The sequence below is a fragment of the Echinicola strongylocentroti genome (assembly GCF_003260975.1).
Classification (GTDB): domain Bacteria; phylum Bacteroidota; class Bacteroidia; order Cytophagales; family Cyclobacteriaceae; genus Echinicola; species Echinicola strongylocentroti.
Genome location: NZ_CP030041.1, coordinates 2267368 through 2287973 on the forward strand (window position 1 = coordinate 2267368; position 20606 = coordinate 2287973).

Here is a 20606-nt window from a genome sequence, read left to right on the forward strand (position 1 = left end):
AACAGAAAACAATAAGAGCATTTAATTAATAGTTGCTTACGTGCAACATGGAGGATACACCTATTTAGCATATTAATTACGGAATCCCCCTAATTGTGCCTTATATGCCTAGTAGTGTGGTTATCAAATAAGTTAACCACTTTACGTTGCTTTCTCTACGTCTTAGAATCCGGGTTTAACCTTCCGCCTTGTCGCTTTGCACTAATCAAATCCCTTCCACGGTAGGCTCCACACGAATGATCGCTCCATCCTCACCGAAAGTCAGTCGGTCGATGCACACTTCCCGGTGGAAGCCGGCTGCCCTGCCCATGGCGATGCCATGAGGACGGGTAAACCGGTGGTAAACAATGTACCATTCATCTTTCTCCGGCACTTGGATAACGGAATTGTGCCCCGTTCCATAAATGCCCTTTTCTGGGGCTTTGGCGATTACCAGATTATCTTCAGGAATAGTCAGTGGCCCCATCGGCGAATCAGCAAATGCATACCTTACCCGATAATCTTCACTTCGGGTATCGTTCTCTGACCAAAGGAAATAGTATTTCCCATTCCTAAAAAACACTTCCGTCCCTTCGCGGAAAGTCCCATCTTCAGGCGTCAACAACTTGACCTTGTTTTTGTCAAAGCTGACCATATCCTCGTTTAAAGGAACAGCCGCTAGGTAGCCATTGCCCCAGTAGAAAAAGTCCTTTCCACTGACAGGGTCATGAAATACATCCGGATCGATTTCCTGCCCACCACGCGCTCCTTCTGGTTTAAAATCCACCAATGCTTTTCCGGTATCCTTGAACGGGCCTGCAGGATGGTCCGCTACGGCGACGCCTACTTGTTGGGCAGCGGTGAAATAGTAGAAATACTTATACCCTCCATCCATTTCCTTCTCGATGGCACAAGGTGCCCAAGCGTTGCGATTGGCCCAATCGACATCTTTGTGCAGATCGAGCATAACGCCATCATCCTGCCAATCGGTCAGATCCGCAGAGGAAAATGATTTGAAATAGGTCCCTGACCATGAATCGAAGCCATCACTGGTAGGATAGAGGTGAAATTTCCCGGTCTTGTGGGAATAGATAATTTCCGGATCAGCATAATAGCCTTTCAGCGCGGGATTATTGTCCTTTTTGGCCTCCACCAGAAATTCCTGGCTGCTTCCATCTGGCTTTGAAAGGGTATAAGATACAGGGCCATTACTAAAATCCTGCTCGCCAGATGGCTCCATAGCATACCCCACCATCAGGTCAAACCCGGGGTCCAGTGTTGCCAAGTCTGTTTCATTTTTGACAGGAAGGTAAATCGTGCTTTTTTCCTGATCCACCATGACATTTTTTTCATAAACCTGGTCGCCGTTCGTTCCCGTGATCCAGTTTTGCTCATCGAGACCAAAGGCATTTTCCAGTCGCTTGGCTTCTTCCAATGTGATGGGCAACACAGAACCATGACGCGGATGGAAATTCATTTTCACCTGATCATCTATCACCTCAAAGTGTTCCAAATCGGTGCTTTCCGTGAATTGATATTCGCCTTTGATATACACATCATACATCAGAATGTACGTATCACTGTCGATCAGTTTAAAAATCCCGGAACCCTCCACGGCTTCCTTGGTCTGCTGGAGGTATTCTTCCTGCATCTTATACTCGCCAGTCAATTGATCCGCTACGGCTTTTTTGATGCCATTGCCATACCCTTCTGTTTTGAAAAACAAATGGTACTTCCCGTCTTTCTCTACTATATCCCCGTCAATGCAGGATTTGCTCTCTGGATGAATGAAAAGCTGTTTCGGCTCCGTCTCCAGGCTGGTGAAGTCATCATTAGCATAGGCATAGTATATGATATCCGGATCATCACCCTGCTTCATGGAGAAATACACCATGTATTTGCCTGCTGCGGGATCATAGATGGTCTGTGGCGCCCATACCCTGCTTACGTCACCAAATTTTTCTGGAAATAACTCGGGAATAAAAACTGTACTATGTTCCCAATGTACCAAATCGTCGGAGGTCAGGAACACCATCCCCTGATTGGTCCAGCCATCTTCAGGCACATATAAATCTGTCAGCACCATGTAGAATTCACCATCTTCCCCACGAAGGATGTGGGGATCACGAACACCGCCCCTTTTACTGATCGAGTCAGCACTGATCACTGGCTGGTTATCATTCAGAGCACGGTAGTCAAAACCATCTTTGCTAATAGCAAAATGGACAGCTTCCTCCCCTGGTCCATTTCCAGCAAAATACGCGAAGAGGTAGGCTTTTTTTGCCTGGTCTTGGGAAGAGCAGGACATCGTCAGTCCTAATCCCAAAACCAAGCACAATAGGTTAAGTAGGTTTTTCATAGTTAATTTCATACCATTTTGATGCTTTCTTTAAGTACAATAATAATAAATGTTTCATAAACACTTATACTTTATTGTATTGGCATCATTATATCATTAATCCAAATACCGTAGCATCGCCTCCACCAGATAATAATCTCCATAGGTCAACGGCACATCCACTTCTGAATTTTCAGGAATATGCCCTACGCCGTGCTTGAGGAGAAAACCACCATTGGTCCCTTGCTCAGCGATGTACTCATCGGTGGTCAAGGTTTGGAGCATCGTCTCGGCATCTTGGTAATAGCCTTTTCCTTTGTCGGCATCCACATAACCTGAAAGCTCCAAAAGTGCCGAAGCTACGATCGCACCTGCCGAAGAATCTCGCAGCTCATTCGGAATATTGGGCGCATCAAAGTCCCAATATGGGATCTTATCTTCGGGAAGATTGGGGTGAGTCAGGATAAAGTCCGCTATGGCCACCGCTTGGTCGAGGTACTTTTTATCCTTGGTCACACGGTACATCACGGTGTAGCCATAAAGCCCCCAAGCCTGCCCTCTTGCCCAAGCAGACTCATCCGCATATCCCTGTGCGGTACGCTTTTGCTGCACTTCTCCCGTCTCAGGGTCATAATTGATGACATGATACGAACTTTTATCTTCTCTGAAGTGGTGCTTGATAGTAGTATCTGCATGCTTGATAGCGATGTCATAATAGGTAGAATCACCCGTTGCGGCAGTAGCCCAGAACAACAATTCCAAGTTCATCATGTTGTCAATGATCACTAGGTAATCACTCTTTCTGGAATCCCATGATTTGATCGCACCTACTTTTTCGCTAAAGCGACTGGAAAGGGACTTGGCACTCTGGATCAGGATCTCTTTGTACTCCGGCTTGGGGTCCATCCTGAATGCATTCCCAAAGCTGCAATACATCATAAAACCCAAATCATGAGTGGATGTATTGTACTGCTCTTTTTTCAGCATGGCCAGGGCTCTCATCGCCTCCTTTTCCAGCTGCTCATCTTTTTGATATTCATTCAGGTACAATAAGGTCCCAGGATAAAACCCACTGCACCACCAGCCAGACCCACTGCCCTCAAACTTGTCCGTATCTGGGTGATAGGTCTTCGGAAATTCGCCCTCAGGCAATCTGGTCATCATGTACTTATATTGTTCTTCAGCACGATCCAGCGTACTGTTGATCTGCTTTTCCAAGCCTGCCTTTTCGGTAGTCACCTTTGCTGAATCCACTTTCTCCGCTGTACTTCTACCACATCCTGCTACCATTAATCCAGCCGCCAAGGCCAGAAAACACCATCGCTTTGTCATTTCTATTTGTGTTTAATAGGTTATTGTTTATTTCTTACTGTTCTTTATTTTTCTGCAAATCCTCATTATCACGAGTTCACGATTACACCCTTCGACACGCTCAGGACAGGAATCAGGACCAGCCAAGGATACCTGACCGCAGCCGAAGGCCACCCTTGGCACCTCAATGCTTGCCAGTGCTGGGGCAGAGGCCCAACACACCCCTATTGCAAGACTCAAATCTCATGTCTCACATCTCATTACTAGCTACCTTACTTCCAGCACCCTCACTGGGCTGGTCTTTCCTTCGGCTAGGCCTTCTCCATCTATTTGCTCTACTTTTTGGACAAACAAGTGAAATTTCCGTTGGTTTTTCCAAAGTTCGATATCATAGCTTGGCTCCCATTGCCCCACACTTTGTGGGGTCAGGTCCTTAATATCCCACGGCTGATGGCCCAGTGCTGGCGTATAAGCCATGGAGACTTTATGGCCGCGCTCCTCATCATTGAAAATAAGGTAAAGAGCAGTCTTATCTCCATGTGCATCTACCAACACCTGTGGTCTGGAGATGGGGATTCGCTTGGTCCCTCCACCTCCCAAGACAAACTCACTTTGCCGGAACCCGGGGCTGACCTTCTTCCAAGAGCCATTTTCTTGATAAATGACCTGATACTGGGTCACCCCACCGTCATTCCAGTACGTGGCGATATAGGGATTGCCATTCTGGTCAGCGGTAACGGCAGTTTGGTTGATCAAACTGCTGTTTTGAGGAATCTTCCAGGCGTACTCCGCACTTCCCAAGTTGATCGGTAGCGTATACGCTTCTCCAGTGGATTTCTCCCACGTCCTTCCTCCATCTGTGGAGCGGGCATAGGCCATGTCATGATTGGTGCTGACATCATACGTCTCCCGCCATACCCAAGACAGGTGCACCGTGCCTTGTTGGTCCACGCAGGCCTGCCAATAGGCATTGCGCTCCCCTTCACCATCGATCAGATTATGGTGCATTTGTTGCCATTTACCTGTTTGGCTGTTGTAGCGGTTAAGGACGAGATTGCCCCGGCCTGATTCTCCCGACCGGTACAAAAACAACAGGTCGCCATTGGGCAAATTATGGAATTCAGGATAGGTAACATCTTCCTCCAACTTATCTGTCATCGGCTGCTGCTCTCCCAGCTCCAGACTCAGCGGCGCCACACTTTTGGCGTACCGAAGTGGGTTATTATGGTGATCCCAGCTGACGTGCAAATAACCGGCACCATCCACTGCGATACTGATGGTATTATGGGCATCTGCAGTGTTTCCGGTATATTGGGTTTGGTGGACCTCCCAGTCCTCTTCCCCCAACTTTCTTTTGGCCAATACCAAACGGCCGCTCGGATCATAATAAGCAGTAAACTGAGTATCCTTATACGTGGTCAGGGAGTTTCTCCGGAAAATCACCGCATTCACAGAGTTATTGGCCCAGCCTTCGCCCACCACCGTAGCATCTACCGTTTCGCCCAGTGGTCTCTGGCTTGAACAAGCCGTCAAAAAAACGCCTGCCAATAATAGTCCCATTAGGACATTAGTCATCTTCATATCGGTACTTAGTTATGTTATTTTATCAATTTGGTTGAGAAGGACTGCACATCCAGTCCAACAAGCCCCCCTAAAAAGGGGGAACTTATGTCTCAAATCTCATATCTCAAGACTCAATACTCACACCTCTTTCCTTAAGACAAGCTGAATCCCTTTAATGTATCACCCCTAGTCCCCTAACAATGCTCTTACCTTAATAAAATTAAGTGAGGTCAGGCCGAGCGGACCTGTCTATCCTCCAGGTAGAGTCGAGGTCCTACACTACCCTTCGACTCCGCTCAGGGTGACAAGCGTGTTGTACTTCCCCTAACTTAAGAGCATTGAGCCCCCTAAGAAGGGGGGACTTATTGTACTTCCCTGATTAGTGTTGACCGGATTAATATTAGTTTTCATTGTCAATTATTGTAATCGCTAGTCATTTACTAAAATCCTATTGTGTTTCTCTTTGCTCCAAAATAACCCCACCTAACCTCCCCGCCGCGGCGGGGAGGATGACTCAAGTCTCACGTCTCATATCTCACTACAGGAAACTTATGTCTCAAGACTCATATCTCATGACTCAAATCTCATGTCTCAATCCTCACACCTCTCTAAAGGCAGCCCAAGTACTTAATACCAGCTATTTCCCCGCCTTATCCCTTGTGGCATCACCACCGCTCCAGATACGCTTTTGCGTCCAAGGCTCTTCAGCATCCGACCAAAAAGGCGCGTCCTTGGGCAGCCCGAGTACCAAAAACACTTCCGCACAGAGGTAAAGGCTTCCCGTAGAGATATAAGGCTCTGCCACCTCCGGCTGGTGGCCATAGAAGCCCAGTGTCAGCCAACCCTCCTCATCAAACATATCCGTAGCTTCCATGTGTTTACGGATCACCGCTTCCAAGGCTCCTCTCACTTGCGACGGCTTTACCTTTTCTGGCAGCTGCTGCCACAGGGCTATCTGACTCAACGATTGGAAAGCACCAAAACGGTAAGCCATGGACCTTCCGATGATGGGATACGTCCCGTCTGGGCCGATCAGCCTTTCTTGGATGGCGGCATAGCGTTGTGCCCTTTTCAAAAACAGGTCGAAATCCCTGCCCATATTCCTCTCTTTTTCCTTGAGGACCTTGGTGATATCCAGCAACATGGGCTGGATCACAAAGCTGTTGTAGTAATCCCAATGAAATTCCGGACCATCGCCGTACATGCCATCTCCCAGGTACCATTCCTTATGTTTATTGAGCGGATAGGCCAATCGAACCATGTCCGCTTCTCCATCAAATTTCAGCAAGGCCGCTTCTACCATTCCTGTAAACAACAGCCAATTGCTGTAATAGGGAGAAATCGCTCTTGACGACTTTAGCGCAGCAATGACATTGGCCTTGGTCTCCGCTGAAAGAGGCTCCCAAAGCTGCTCTGGTGCTCTCAAAAGCCCTTGTGCAAAAAAAGCGGCATCCACCAACGGCTGCCCATGCTGGGTAAAATTCATAAAATCAGCCCCTTCGGGATCCGTAGCATTGTGGATTGCCTTCCGCGCCAAAAGAATGTACTTCTCTCGCAGCTGACCTTCCGCTGTCTCATCAGGTCCTAGCTCCAACCAAGGTGCCATTCCGGAAAGTAAACGGCCAAAAGCTTCCAAATAGGTTACTTCTTCCCTGCCGTCATAGTGGTCTTTCGTTTTCTCCACTGGCATTGTAGCCTTCAGCTGATTCTCGCTCAGCGCCACCAAAACTGGATCGGCTATCTTGGTCAAGGTGTGGACATAGTATTTCCGGCTTCCGCTGGGTGTTTTTCCCTGCTGGGCGAATGCTGTTTGCAAAGCGCCCAGTAGGCAAAGACATAGTACAAATGGTATTGTTTTCAGTACTTTCGTCATGCTATTATCATTTCTAAAATCCAATATCTTACGTCTCATATTACTTTTACTCCAAAAATTGGCGGATATTTTCCCCTTCTTCAGTTCTCCCGTATTCGAGTGGACCCTACCTGCCAGACTAAAGCGAATCCCTTTATACCGTCCCTAGTCCCCAACCAAAAAACGGGAGGATGTCTCAAGTCTCACTTCTCATATCTCATGTCTCACTATTCACTACTTTGCCTGATAAACCCGCACATAATCCACTTCATAGGTCCTTGGTAAATTGGTAGCAGAAGGATCTCCTCCATTTGACCCAATGGCCAAGTTCAGCAGGATATAATGGGGCTGGTGAAAGGGGTTAAAACCATCCGGGTTGACCGTGTGAGTAAGGTCAATTTCATTCAGAAGCTGTTCATCCAAATAAAGCTTGATGTGTTTCTCGGTCCATTCCATTTTCCATATGTGAAACTTCGTGGGCCAATCTGGATCCTCTTTTGTGAAGTTGGATAAAGGCAGCTTCTGTTCATCCCACTTGGAGTCCCATTGGCCTCCTTCTTTTTTCCAGGCGGCATTCGCCAAAATAGTAGGCTGATCATCCACACGATAAAACTCCATGATATCCACCTCTCCATTGGAAGGCCAGGGACGATCCGTGCCCAATGTCCAAATCGCTGGCCACATACCTTTAGCGGTATCGATCTCTGCCCTGACTTCTATGATGCCATATTGAAAGGCTTTCTTGCCTCGGGTATTGATGCTGGCAGAACTGTACTGGGCCACTTCCTGATTTTTCCTCCAATCCTCACTGGTTGCCTCATACCGCTCATTGCGAACCTGCTCTCGCCTTCCTTCGATGATCAATAGGCCATCTTTTACAGTAGCATTGGCTTCTTGGTAATATTGCAGTTCGTGGTTTCTTACAAAGCCTTCTTCAAAAGACCAAAATGCTTCATTGGGCTTCCCCGCATCATTAAATTCCTCTTGCCAAACCAAGTCATAACCAGCATACCTATCGGCGATTTCCACAGGGACATCTTGGGCAGTGGACACTGTCATCAAACAGCACAAAACGATTAAAAGCATGCCTGTTTTAAGGAGGTAACCTTGGTTCATTTTTTCTATCTTTAAAGGGTCGGGCGCAGCATTTTATTGCTCGCTGATTTTCATTTTCTGACTTCTGTTTCTCTGTGCATTGATATTGGGGATTGCAAATCCTCCTCTCGCGAGTTCCAGATTTCACCCTTCGACACGCTCAGGACAGGAATCCGGAACAGCCTAATGGAGCCAGGCACTCAATTCTCCACCATACCGGGACAGAAACCCCGCACAACCCACTTACGGCACTTTTTCCTTAACACCTAGTTGCCCCAAGACTCAAATCTCATATCTCAAGACTCATGTCTCAAAACTCACTATTCCCCCATTAATCTGTTGACAAATCCTTGATCTGGATATTCCTGAACATTACACCCTGTCCTTCGGACTGCAAGCCGATATATCCTTCCTTCAGCAGTTTTCCGTCCACCTTAATGGCCGGGTCATAGCCATTGGCCACTCCTCCTCCGATCTGCGGTTGGGTATAGCGTAGCACGGTGTCCCCATTGACCATATGGATCACCAGTGAATCCTCAAAAACAATCAAATCTGCCTTCACCCATTCATCCCAAGGGTAAGTAGCCGAGGTAGAATTGATGCAATGCCGGGGATCCATTTCCCCTTCATAATACACTTCGGTGCCGGGCGAGCACATATTGCCTGTAGGTCTTTCCACTCCTGCTTCCGCCTCGGCCAGCATTTGGTATTCTACTGAAATAGGCCAGTCTTGTTCTTTTAAGATACTTTCGGGAGATTGGGAATGGAACATCACGCCGCTGTTTCGATAGGTGTAACTCGGCGCATCCTCCAGCCATTCTTCCGTAAATCGGTATTCCCATTTTAGATGAAAAGTAGCATAAGGCTGTTCGTAAAACAAATGCCCGTAGCGCTCATCAAATCCTTCATTATACTCGTCATAGCTGACAAGAATAGCATCGTCTTTCACACGAAAGGTATTGCGATAATTTTCACCTGTTTCGTGGTGGTGGATTTTGGGCACCCATCCATCGAGGCTTTCGCCATCAAACAGTGATTGCCATTCCTGAACAGGTATTTCCTTGGATTTCCCCTTGGGGCTGGAGCAAGACACTCCTGCCAACACGCAGCATGCTACTGCTAATAATAGTTTGTTTTTCATATTGAGCTGATTTTAGCAACCCTCTAAAATAGGTCAATCCATATTAACAGAAAAATTGGCCACTTGAAGATTCAACCCGGAATATGCATTAGCCTATCTGTTGCGACCTGAAACTGCTTCAAAATCAGTCGTTTCACTTTAGTTTTCGGCATAACCGTAGCGGTGCTACGCTAATGCCTCCAAACTAACTGATTTTCTTGCACTTTCAGCTCTCACTACGATTCCCAACGCATAATCCGGGTTCAACAAAACATTATTCAAGCAGCCAATTCCAAACCCTAATTAATTAATAGCCTTCATTTTGCGTCAGCTCAGCATCTTTGTTAAGGTCTATCTCCGTTTGAGGGATAGGCATCAGTAGATTATCTTCCGTCAGCCCGATGGTCGTTTCCAGTGCACCACCTGCCAAAGGCTCCTCTCCTGTCAGTCTTTTGGCGCGCTCCACCAATGTACCCGTCCGCACAAGGGTCTTCCTCCTATTTTCCTCAGCCAGCAGCTCTCTCACCCGCTCATCCAAGATAAAGTCCAGGTCAATATCCGATGCACTTACCATATTGGCATTTGCCCGATCGCGCAGCACATTGATATCTGCGGCGGCACCATCCAGATTGCCTTGCTTCATTCTGGCTTCCGCCCTGAAGAGATAGGTCTCGCCAAGACGCATCAGGATAAAGTCCTTCCACATTCCCCAACCGAAATTATCTCGCTCATCATACTGCCCCCATTTTAGGGTATAAGGAACGTATTTATAAACCGTATCGGCAGCAAAGATATTCACCGAAGAACCATCGCTAAGGATAAACTCCGCGTCTTCACCATAAGGGACTTCCTGCCCCCTAATCTCATCGTATTTCGAGTCGGGGTTGTTAAAATACAAGGTGCGCTTGAGGCTAAACTTGCTGTTCCTCATGTCATTTTGATCATAAAGATCATAGACCACCCAGTTGTTCAGCCTCATTCTGGCAATGCCCCTACCTCCAGTAGTGTCAGATGGGTGCATCCCTGGCAGGTCATGGTAGGAAGCTACCCATACCCTCCGCTGCTGAGGTGATCCTGAACTTCCTCCATTCACGTCGGAAGGATTCTCCGTTTCCAGTACCCAAATACCTTCCGTGTTTCCTTGGCTCCTTCGCTGGTTTCCATAAAGGAACATGTCCGAAAAGGCATCTCCGGGATCATTGGCGCGGACACCATAGCGCTCTTTTACCAGACTCAACCGGCCGCCGTTAATGATTTCCGTACACTGCGCTTCGGCTTTGGCGTCTTCCCCCGTTCTCAGGTACACCTCTGCCAGAAGTTGTCGGGCCATTTCCTTGTTGGCACGGCCATCTTCCGCCGCTTCACCGATATTTGGCAAAAGCTCCACCGCCTCGAGCAAATCCTCCTCGATGACATTGTCCACTTCTGCTACTGCCGTGCGAACGAAATCCGTCTTCGGTGCAGACAGGGGCTCTGTCAACAAGGGCACATCGCCAAAATGCGTCACCAAATTGTGATAGGCCAAGGCCCTGAAGAATTTTCCTTCAGCCCTATAAATAGCCATTTCTTCCTCTGTGATGCCTGCTACTGGCCCACCAGAAGTACTCTGGATCAAGATATTGGCATTGTTGATCAGTCGGTAATAAGATCCCCAGATTTTACGGGCTGCATTGTCAGTAGAATTCAACACCGCATAGTCAAAGTGAGGCCTGGCATCGCCATTGGAGCGACCTGCCGGTGCCCATGCGATATCAGTCCCCAGCTGCCATACGCCACGGATAGTCTGGTCATCTGTGGTGGTAAACATCGTTCCGTATTGGTAATGCAGACCAATCACCGCAGCTTTGAACCCAAGCTCGTCTTTCAGCGCCTCCGGTGCATAGCTGTCCAGTACTTCTTCATCCAGAAAATCTTCGCCACATCCGGACAAAACGCCCATCAAACACAGGCCACTGAAGAATAGTTTGATATGTTTTTTCATTGGAATATTCATAATTCAACGGGTTATTAAAGGGTTAGATTAAGACCAAAGGAAATTGTTCTGACCAATGGGTAATTGTTTTCCCATCCATCCGATCCACGCGAAACTTGCGTGTTTTCAGGATCCCAGCCAAACCAATCGGTAAAGGTGTGCAGGTTTCTGCCCGCCGCATAAAGGGTCAAACCTCCGATATTGTACCTTTCCAAAAAGGACTGTGGTACCACATAGCTCAATCTCACATCCTTGATCCGTACATAGCTGTAGTCCTCAGCAAACTGGTACCCCCTGTAGCGATTATACGCCGCCAAAGATGGCCAGTAGTCGCTAGGATTATCAGGCGTCCAATATCCGTAGTCAGCAGGGAGGTTTCTTCTCCACGCCTCATCCGCATAGGTCAAGTCCCTATTGGATTTCAATCCACCCTGAGAGGTCTGGATAAAGATACTTAGGTTCCAGTTTTTGTAGCGGAACGTATTGGTCAATCCGCCCATCCATTTTGGATCCCTTTGGCCCAACACCACACGGTCTTGCTCTGTAATCTGTCCATCGCCGTTTTGATCTTTGAACTTAAGGTCTCCGGGCTGGGATACTGGATCCACTGAGGCAATGTCCTCTCCCTCTTGCCAGATGCCGAGCTTTTCATAATCAAAAATCACCCGCAAAGGCTGTCCGATAAACCATTGGTTACCGATATCATCCCTGCCATCGCCATAGAGATCTACGATCTCATTCTTATAGGTAGAAAAATTCAAGGAAGTCTCCCAGGTGAAGTCTCCCGTCTCGATATTTACCGTATTCAAGGTCAGCTCGAAACCTTTGTTCTGCATTTCACCTAGATTGGCCCATACGTTATTGTACCCGGTAGTGGTCGGCAAATTCCTTTCGAGCAGGATATCTTCCGTATTGGTTTTATACACCTCCACGGTACCGCGAATCCTGTTCTGCACAAAACCAAAATCCAAGGCCAAGTTAGCAGAAGTAGTGGTTTCCCAAGTCAGATCAGGATTTCCCAAGGTGTTATATAATACCCCAACCTGAGCATCTCCTCCAAATGGCTGTAGCACCGTATTGGCTGAGGTCACGGTCTGATTTGGATCAATCGCTTGGTTACCGGATTGACCGTAAGAAAACCTCAGCTTCAGTTCTCCAAGCCCGGGATGATCTTGCATAAATTCCTCATTGTGGATATTCCAGCCCAAGGCCATGGAAGGAAAAAGACCATACTTACTGGTATTGGCACCAAAAGCAGAGTACCCGTCCCGTCTTGCCGTCACGGTAACCAAATATCGGCTGTCATACGAATAATTCAACCTCCCCATTTGGGAAAGCAGCGTGTAGTTATTGGCATCCGACCAAGTGGACTGGGTAGTACCTGCTTCCATGCCATTATAAGATAGGGCATCATTGATAAAGCCCCTCGACTGGCCTTCTGATAGAAAATAATCCACACTCTGTGCACTGTACAGTGCCGTAATGTCAAAATGGTGCTTGTCAATGTCCTTGGAGTACGTCAGGATATTTTCAATCACCCAGTTGGCCCTTTCGGTATTGGACACGTCAGCGGTACCGTTCAGGTCATAAATCGGCCGTCCGGTATAGCCAGCAAAACGGTCAAAATTGTACACATAAGTGGCATTGAACCGGTATTTCAATCCCTCGATAAAACCTGGGGTAATGTCTGCATAGCCAGACCCTGAAAGTGTTCTTCTTCTGTCCAAGCGGTCTGTGGTCAAACCCAAAAGTGGGTTTTTGAACAATTGCTCTGGATCCATTGGGAAAGTGATATACTCGCCGTTTTCGTCATAAGGAACCGAGTAGGGGCTCATCGCCGTAGCTTCCAGCCAGTTTACTCTTCCGCCGTCATAGTTGTTATCGGTAAAGAAAGAAGAAGTACCCACTTTCAGCCAATCCGTGATGGTCGCGTCGATGTTCGTCCTGAAGTTGGTACGTGCGTACTGGTAGCCTTTTACCACCCCTTTTTGCTTCAGGTGGCTACCGGACACATAATATTGGATTTTCTCCGTCCCGCCAGATATGCTCAGGTTATGCTCTGAAATCCTTCCTGGCTGTGTAGCTTGGCCCAACCAATCAGTGGTGATTCCAGCCTCATAATTGGCTACCTCCGAAGCATTGGGAAGGACATCTGTTTGAGGCTGATTGTTGGCCGTCAGGTAATCGGCATATTTTTGTACATAAGCATCCGGCCCCATTGGCTCCAGCACATTGGACATGCTTTCAAAGCCCATATAGCCGCTGTAGTTGATTTTAGGGGTTCCATCGGTTTGATCGCCTCTTTTGGTCGTCACCAAGATCACCCCATTAGCGCCACGGGTACCGTAAATGGCCACCGCAGAGGCATCCTTCAAGATTTCGATAGACTCAATATCATTGGCGTTCAAGTCATTGAGCGTACCGAAATAAGGTGAACCATCCACCACGATAAAAGGACTGGTGTTGGCATTGATGGAGTTCACGCCCCTGATCTGCATTCCGCCGGTACTGCCCGGAACGGAAGAGCCTTGATTTACGGTTAGCCCAGCTGTAGTACCCTGAATCGCTTGGGTAAGATTGGTCACAGGAAGGTTGGACAGTCGGTCCTTTGGTACGGATGCCACTGAGCCGGTAATGTCCGAACGCTTTTGGGTACCGTACCCGACGACTACCACTTCCTCCAGCTGGCCCATGTCCTCGCCAAGGCTAATGTCCAATTCGGAAGCGTTTCCTACAGGTACTTCTTTGCTACTGTAACCGATAAAAGACACCGTCAAAACGGGGGCTTCTGTCGTAAGTTCTAACGTGAAATTTCCGTCAAGGTCTGTTGCTGTTCCATTGGAAGTTCCTTTTTCCAATATCGTCGCCCCTGGGATGGGCTCCCCTGTCTCTTCATTGGTGACGACTCCCGTCACCGTTTTGCCACTGGACTGGGCAAATGAAAAACTGATACATAAGCAGAACACCATTAATGCGCCTGCCGTTTTTAATAAAACGTGCTTCATAGTTTTTTAGGTTAATTGTTAATCATTACCACATCAGCAATAAGCTCCTTGCTACGATTGATCGAAAACATTTCTGGTACTTCCGACCTGTTTTATTTGCTGATGATTATGGTCGAAATATGGAAATTTGAAACTTTAAATGTAAATTTAACACTCATTTAACGGTAATCTTAACCGTTACATACTCGGTTGCAGACGTCTAAAACCGCGAAATAAACACCCACCTCCTCACGCTAAAACCGACTGATAATCAATGGACAACCATGAAAAACTTGAAATAATAGCACAAGTCACCTCCAGCAAGACCTTTAGCCGGGCTCCCTCCAGCTGTGTCCTGTTGAGATTTCTTACAGAAGCCACCATCGACGGCAGGGACCTTAAAGAAACTACCATCGGAATGGAGCTTTATGGCAAATCTTACGAGGACGAAAAGAGCGCAGCACATATCCGGGTCAATGTCTATCACCTAAGAAAAAAGCTGGAAAAATATTACCAGGAAGAAGGCGCAGATGACCAGTGGCAAGTCCGCATCAAAAAGGGACAATACCAAGTGGATTTTATCAAAAGTAGGGAAGATGAACCGGCCACGAACAGGACAAAGTATGGCATTGCCTTGGCAGGTTTTATACTATTGCTGGCAGTGGGCTTTTGGTTGATCAGCAGAAAAAGCTACACCCCACTTTGGCAAGCTTATTTTGAGAGCGGTAAAGGGACCACGCTTTTCATCGGTGACTTTTTTGGCATCATGGGCACTACCGCGACTGGGGAAATAGGCTGGAACAGGGATTATAACATCAATAATATCGAAGATTATTACCGGTACTTGGAAGAGCATCCAGAAAAAAAAGGGGAGATCAACCCCGCCAATTATCCGTATGTCACGGGCATGGCTGCCAATGGGACCATGAATATTTCAAGGCTCTTTCACCGACAGGACAAGGACTTTGACATCCTCTTCAGCTCTCAGACCACGATCAAGGACATCACCGAGACCAATTCCATCTATATTGGCCCCATCAAAAATGGTAATTCGTTCATTGATTTTTTCAACGACGCCAATCCACATGCTTCCATTAACCATGGCATGTTGGATTTTCAAGATCCGGAAAGAAACATCGACACACTGGTCAACCTGAGCGTGGATGACGGCCAAATTTACGAACACGCCGTCGTCTCGCGCTACAAAGGCCCCAACGAGACAGAACAATTTGTATTCTTCTCCGATCATGACATCGGCGTCAAAGCCACCACCGAAAAATTTACGGACATCGAATGGCTGGAAAACGATTTCAAGCGACTCCTTAACAACTCCAATTATTTCACCGCTATTTTCCTTGTAAAAGGCAAAGACAGGACCAGCATGGAGCTCGAACTGTTACTTTGGGATGTCCTTGATGACCGATGAAGGTAGGAGTACGAAGTGGGAGGTACGAAGTGGGAAGTAATCGGGCCATGGGCGGATCAAGGCTGTTCGGGATTCCTGTCCTGAGCGTGTCGAAGGGTGTAATCTCAAACCGAAATAAAGAGGATTTGTAAAGCTCCCTATCAAATTCCTTTCACAGCAAATCGGTTGTTCCTGCAGCTATGCTGCGGAACTGCGAGCCTTGAGTTGGTAACTCAATACACCTACTTTGTCATAGGTTTTACAGATGAAACGCCCCATTAAATTACCCCACCGTACTGTACTGTTTTTTGCTTTATGCTTTTTCACTCGCTATTTTCACCAGTACCATCTAATTATCCCATTATGAAAAAATCCGTCCTGACCACCTTCATGGTCTTATGCGTCACGCTCTCCCTTCAAGCCCAGCATGATGATATTTATCTTTTTTCCTACTTTATGGGCAATGGCGAAGATGGGCTCCACCTGGCCTACAGCGAGGACGGCCTGCATTGGAACGCCCTCAATGATAATAAAAGCGTGCTCGCTCCGACAGCTGGTGGCGATAAGCTAATGCGTGACCCGTGCATCATCCGAGGTGGAGACGGAAAATTCCACATGGTCTGGACGGTAAGTTGGAATGAAAAAGGCCTTGGTTACGCCTCTTCTGATGACCTTATCCATTGGTCTGAGCAGCAGTTTGTTCCTGTCATGGCACACGAAGAAGGAGCGCACAACACCTGGGCCCCAGAAATCATCTACGATGACCAAAAAGACCGCTACATGATTTTTTGGTCCACGACCATCAAAGGACTTTATCCCGAAACCCAAGACACCTTGGAAAATGCTTACAACCACAGGATGTACTACACGACCACCAAGGATTTCAAAAAATTCTCCAAGACCAAATTATTTTATGAGCCCGGTTTCAATGTGATCGATGGTACCATCATCCAGCATGAAGGGGAGTATGTGATGTTTGTAAAAGACGAAACCAGAACCCCACCAGCAAAAAACATCCGGATCACCAAAAGTAAAAAACTCACCAAGGGCTATCCTGTTGCCGAAAAGCCGATCACAGGTGACTATTGGGCAGAAGGTCCCACACCACTAATGGTAGACGGAAGATGCATTCTCTTCTTTGACAAATACCGTGACCACCACATGGGCGCCGTAGCCTCCACGGACTTCGAGCACTGGGAAGACATCTCTGATGAGATAAGCTTTCCCAACGGGACACGTCATGGAACAGCCTTTAAAGTCACCCAAGAGGAATTCAAAAAGCTCCAAGAAGCCTTTTAAGTTAAAGAGGCAGATGATGTCAACAGAAATGTCCCGCTAGGAGCACTAGCTTGGTAACAGAAAGTAGATAAAGCACACTAAAAGTGCCGGAGGCACTGGACAGAAGCAAAGTAAGTATGATAACTAACCTACCGAAGCGGGCTTTTGAAAAGCTTAATTGGTCAAATGTGATGTACCTACGGCACATTATAGAGAACTGATAATCGGGGCTGTTACCAAGCTTTCATGCCGACGGCATGAGGTTCTTAAGACTATGGTAAAGGTTTGGTGTCACTATTCCTTAGCAAGATTTCCATAAAACCATCCAATAGGGGGGGATTAAACCCGGGTTCAATGGGTTCAATGCCTTTTAGTTAAGGGAACTCCCTCCTTTTCATGTACCTAAGAGGTCTTTTTTTGATTGACTTTGGCTGGGGAAACCTGATCATCTTGGTGGATTTTATCCTTTTCCTTTTTTCCCCCGAAAGCCTTCGGGGCAGGCTATTGATGAAAAAGTAGAAAAAAATCTAGGCCGGTGGTCTGCCCTTTAAAATGGAACATGGATTTACCCTGCGACCGAGATCCGTCACCCATTTTAATTTCCACCCGATGGCTACGACCTAAAAGTGAGTGGGTCTCGCTGTTCCACTACGCAAGCCAACTCACTTTCTTAACGGCCTCCACCATCGGCTGGAAAACAGGCATACCAAGGGCCGTAATAAGGAAGCCATACCTTTTTGGGACTTATTAACTGAATCCGCCTTGCAGGTATTGGGCGTTAAGAAATTAAAAAGCGGGCGGGCAAAAAGGCAGGCTTGTTTGACGAAATGCTAGCCAAAAAGAATGTTGGCAGCTCAAGAAGGTTTACCTGGCTTTAGATAGGCCTGCTTGGCTTTAGACAGGAGGAGTTTGCCTGCATGAGGGAAGGTTTTAATTTTAGGCCAATAGATGCACAGCGGCGGGGTTTTTTGGTTACTTTTTTGACCTGAAGCAAAAAAGTGACAAAGGTAAAGAGATGAAAACCATCTTGGAATTTAGCAAGAAAAATAACTGCCCTAGGAAAAAATATAGAATACCTATTTCCAGATACACACTAAACTAAACGGCATTAAACCCAGAATACACATTAGCCTATCTACGCACAGGTATTGCGACCTGAATTGCAGGATAAATTGATTAATTGTGCCCTATGTACCTGATGTGGTTGTCAAATAAGTGAACTACTTTACGTTACTTTCTCAGCGTTTTAGAATCTAGGTTTAACCCCACTTATACTACTAAATAGAGGTCTTAAAAAAACGGCCTTTGAAATAAAAGAGAATTATTGTTAGCTTTAGTTTGACCAAATTGTTGATCACTCTATCAACAATAATCCAATTATTCAACAATTCAGATGCAGCAATCAAGGGCCATTCTTCTTTTTATATTTTTCATTGCAACCATCTTGGCTTCCTGTCAGGATGATGAACCAGTAGATTTCAATGCAGAAGTGCGGCCTATTATTAATAATAAATGCATCACTTGCCATGGCGGTGTAAAGCAATCAGGGGATTTCAGCCTCTTGTTTGAATCTGATGCCTTAGCAAAAACCAAATCCGGCAAACCGGCCATTCTTCCTGGCAATGCAGCCGAAAGTGAAATGATCAAGCGGATTCTTCACGCCGACCCTGACGAGCGTATGCCTCCTGAAGGCCCACCACTCAGCGAAGAGGAGGTAAAAACCCTCAAAAAGTGGATCAATGAAGGAGCCAAATGGCAAGATCACTGGTCCTTCGTAGCCCCTCAGCAGCCCAACCTACCGGAGATAGACCTAGCGGAATGGGAAAGCAACCCCATCGATCAGTTTATTTTGGCCAAAATGGACGAAAAAGGCCTTCAGCCTTCTCCTGAGGCAGCACCTTCCACACTTGCGAGGAGACTTAGCCTGGACCTCGTGGGGCTTCCTCCCACTGCAGAAATGATCAAAAACCTCCAAGAAGACCCCTCCTCTCAAAATTACGAAAAGCTGGTCGACGAACTCCTTGCCTCTGATCACTTTGGAGAAAAATGGGCTTCCATGTGGCTCGACCTGGCCCGCTATGCAGACTCCAAAGGCTATGAGAAAGACGCACACCGAGACATGTGGAAATACCGCGACTGGGTCATCAATGCGTTCAATGAGGACATGCCTTTTGACCGATTCACCATTGAGCAGCTGGCCGGAGACTTGCTTCCCACGCCCACAAAAGACCAGCTGATCGCCACGGGATTCCACCGCAATACCATGACCAATGATGAAGGCGGTACCGATGATGAAGAATTCAGAGTGGCCGCTGTCCTGGACAGGGTAAACACCACTTGGGAGGTTTGGCAGGGCATCACCTTTGCCTGTGTGCAGTGCCATAGCCACCCCTATGATCCCATTCGTCACGATGAATATTACGAGTTTTATGCTTTCCTAAACAACACCGCCGACAAGGACGCTTCGCCTGTTGAAAGCCCTGTGCTTCCTGTTTTTACTGAAATCGGCCAAAAGAAAGAAGCGGCACTCATCCGCTGGATCGACTCTGTCAAGTCCAGCAAGCCCCAATTCGAACTTGCCTCGCTCGTAAAATCCAAAGAGGAAGAGTTAAAATCCTTGAAGACCTATTACCTGCCCATCATGCGGGAATTGCCAGATGACGAAAAACGGACTACGCATGTCTTTGAACGGGGAAACTGGACTGTGCACGGAAAAGAGGTGTCGCCGGATGTGCCTGGCTCCATGCCTGATCTCCCAGAGAACGCTTCCAAAAACAGGTTGAGCATGGCGAAGTGGCTGGTAGCTCCAGAGAATCCGTTGACTGCCCGTGTCACGGTCAATAGAGTCTGGGCACAGCTCTTCGGGAAAGGCATCGTCCTCACCCAAGAGGATTTTGGCAGTCAAGGAACACCTCCCACACATCCGGAGCTGCTAGACTGGCTCGCTGTCAACTGGGTAGAAAATCAGCAATGGCACTTCAAAGCCCTAATGAAATCGATCGTCATGTCATCCACCTACCGTCAAACTTCCAAGGTAACAGACGAAAAACTCCAACATGATGCGGCCAACGATTACCTCTCTCGCGGACCAAGGGTCAGGTTAACCGCTGAACAAGTTCGGGATCAGGCACTGGCCATAAGTGGATTGCTGAGTGACAAAATGTACGGCCCCTCCGTCATGCCCCATCAGCCAGAAGGCATCTGGCAAGTCGTCTACAGCGGAGCAGAATGGCAAAATGACACGGGGAAAGATGCCCACAGAAGAGCCATATACACTTATATCCGCCGTACCAGCCCTTACCCATCCATGGTCACCTTCGATGGACCTAGCCGGGAGTTTTGTGTCAATCGCCGCATAGAGACCAATACTCCTTTGCAGGCCTTGGTCACGCTCAATGATCCCGTCTATATCGAAGCGGCCCAGGCACTGGCCAAAAAAATGGAAACTGCTGGAAACACTCCAGAAGCACAAATTGCCAAAGGCTATGAGCTGGCTTTGTTTTCCCCTCCCAATACCGCCGAACTACAAACCCTCATCACGCTTTACCAAAACGCCCGATCCCATTTCCAACAATCCGGCGAAGGACTGGAAAATCTGGGCAATACCGAAACCGACCCCAAACGTAACGCCCTGACCACCGTTGCCAACGCCATCATGAACCTGGATGCTTTTATCACGAAGGAATAATCAGTCTTATCCTGTGCCACC

General features: G+C 47.4%; 11 protein-coding genes. 3 read left to right on the forward strand and 8 right to left on the reverse strand.

The genetic code is table 11. The features are described 5' to 3' along the window. Positions 1–205 precede the first annotated feature (205 nt). From DN752_RS08765 to DN752_RS08800, 8 genes are all read right to left on the reverse strand, one after another. A complete protein-coding gene (locus DN752_RS08765; RefSeq protein WP_112786474.1) occupies positions 206–2338 on the reverse strand; it encodes a family 43 glycosylhydrolase in 2133 nt (710 codons plus the stop codon). A 96-nt stretch (positions 2339–2434) separates the two neighbouring features. Further along, positions 2435–3649 carry a glycoside hydrolase family 88 protein gene (locus DN752_RS08770; protein ID WP_211324184.1) on the reverse strand — a complete coding sequence of 405 codons (1215 nt, stop codon included), beginning with the start codon at positions 3647–3649 and terminating at the stop codon, positions 2435–2437. Positions 3650–3895: 246 nt separating this feature from the next. Further along, the gene (locus tag DN752_RS08775; RefSeq protein ID WP_112783593.1) at positions 3896–5209 is read right to left on the reverse strand and encodes a BNR repeat-containing protein; all 1314 of its coding nucleotides are present in this window, start codon (positions 5207–5209) and stop codon (positions 3896–3898) included. Positions 5210–5828: 619 nt separating this feature from the next. Further along, positions 5829–7103 carry a DUF2264 domain-containing protein gene (locus DN752_RS08780; RefSeq protein ID WP_245949492.1) on the reverse strand — a complete coding sequence of 425 codons (1275 nt, stop codon included), beginning with the start codon at positions 7101–7103 and terminating at the stop codon, positions 5829–5831. A gap of 174 nt (positions 7104–7277) precedes the next feature. Beyond that, the gene (locus DN752_RS08785) at positions 7278–8159 is read right to left on the reverse strand and encodes a glycoside hydrolase family 16 protein (RefSeq protein WP_112783594.1); all 882 of its coding nucleotides are present in this window, start codon (positions 8157–8159) and stop codon (positions 7278–7280) included. A 310-nt stretch (positions 8160–8469) separates the two neighbouring features. Then, positions 8470–9279: a 3-keto-disaccharide hydrolase gene (locus tag DN752_RS08790; RefSeq protein WP_112783595.1), complete on the reverse strand. Its 810-nt coding sequence runs from the start codon at positions 9277–9279 to the stop codon at positions 8470–8472. Between the two features lie 286 nt (positions 9280–9565). Beyond that, entirely contained in the window at positions 9566–11251 is a 1686-nt protein-coding gene (locus DN752_RS08795) for a RagB/SusD family nutrient uptake outer membrane protein (protein WP_112783596.1), read from the reverse strand. 14 nt (positions 11252–11265) lie between these two features. Further along, a complete protein-coding gene (locus tag DN752_RS08800) occupies positions 11266–14235 on the reverse strand; it encodes a SusC/RagA family TonB-linked outer membrane protein (protein ID WP_112783597.1) in 2970 nt (989 codons plus the stop codon). A 253-nt stretch (positions 14236–14488) separates the two neighbouring features. On the opposite strand from DN752_RS08800, the gene DN752_RS08805 reads away from it, so the two are divergent. The 3 genes from DN752_RS08805 to DN752_RS08815 all read left to right on the forward strand — a co-directional run bounded on the left by DN752_RS08805 (position 14489) and on the right by DN752_RS08815 (position 20585). Next, positions 14489–15640: a helix-turn-helix domain-containing protein gene (locus DN752_RS08805; protein ID WP_112783598.1), complete on the forward strand. Its 1152-nt coding sequence runs from the start codon at positions 14489–14491 to the stop codon at positions 15638–15640. A 342-nt stretch (positions 15641–15982) separates the two neighbouring features. After that, entirely contained in the window at positions 15983–16918 is a 936-nt protein-coding gene (locus tag DN752_RS08810; protein WP_112783599.1) for a glycoside hydrolase family 43 protein, read from the forward strand. Between the two features lie 1372 nt (positions 16919–18290). After that, positions 18291–20585, forward strand: a complete 2295-nt coding sequence (locus tag DN752_RS08815; RefSeq protein ID WP_112783600.1) for a PSD1 and planctomycete cytochrome C domain-containing protein — start codon at positions 18291–18293, stop codon at positions 20583–20585. Positions 20586–20606: the final 21 nt, after the last annotated feature.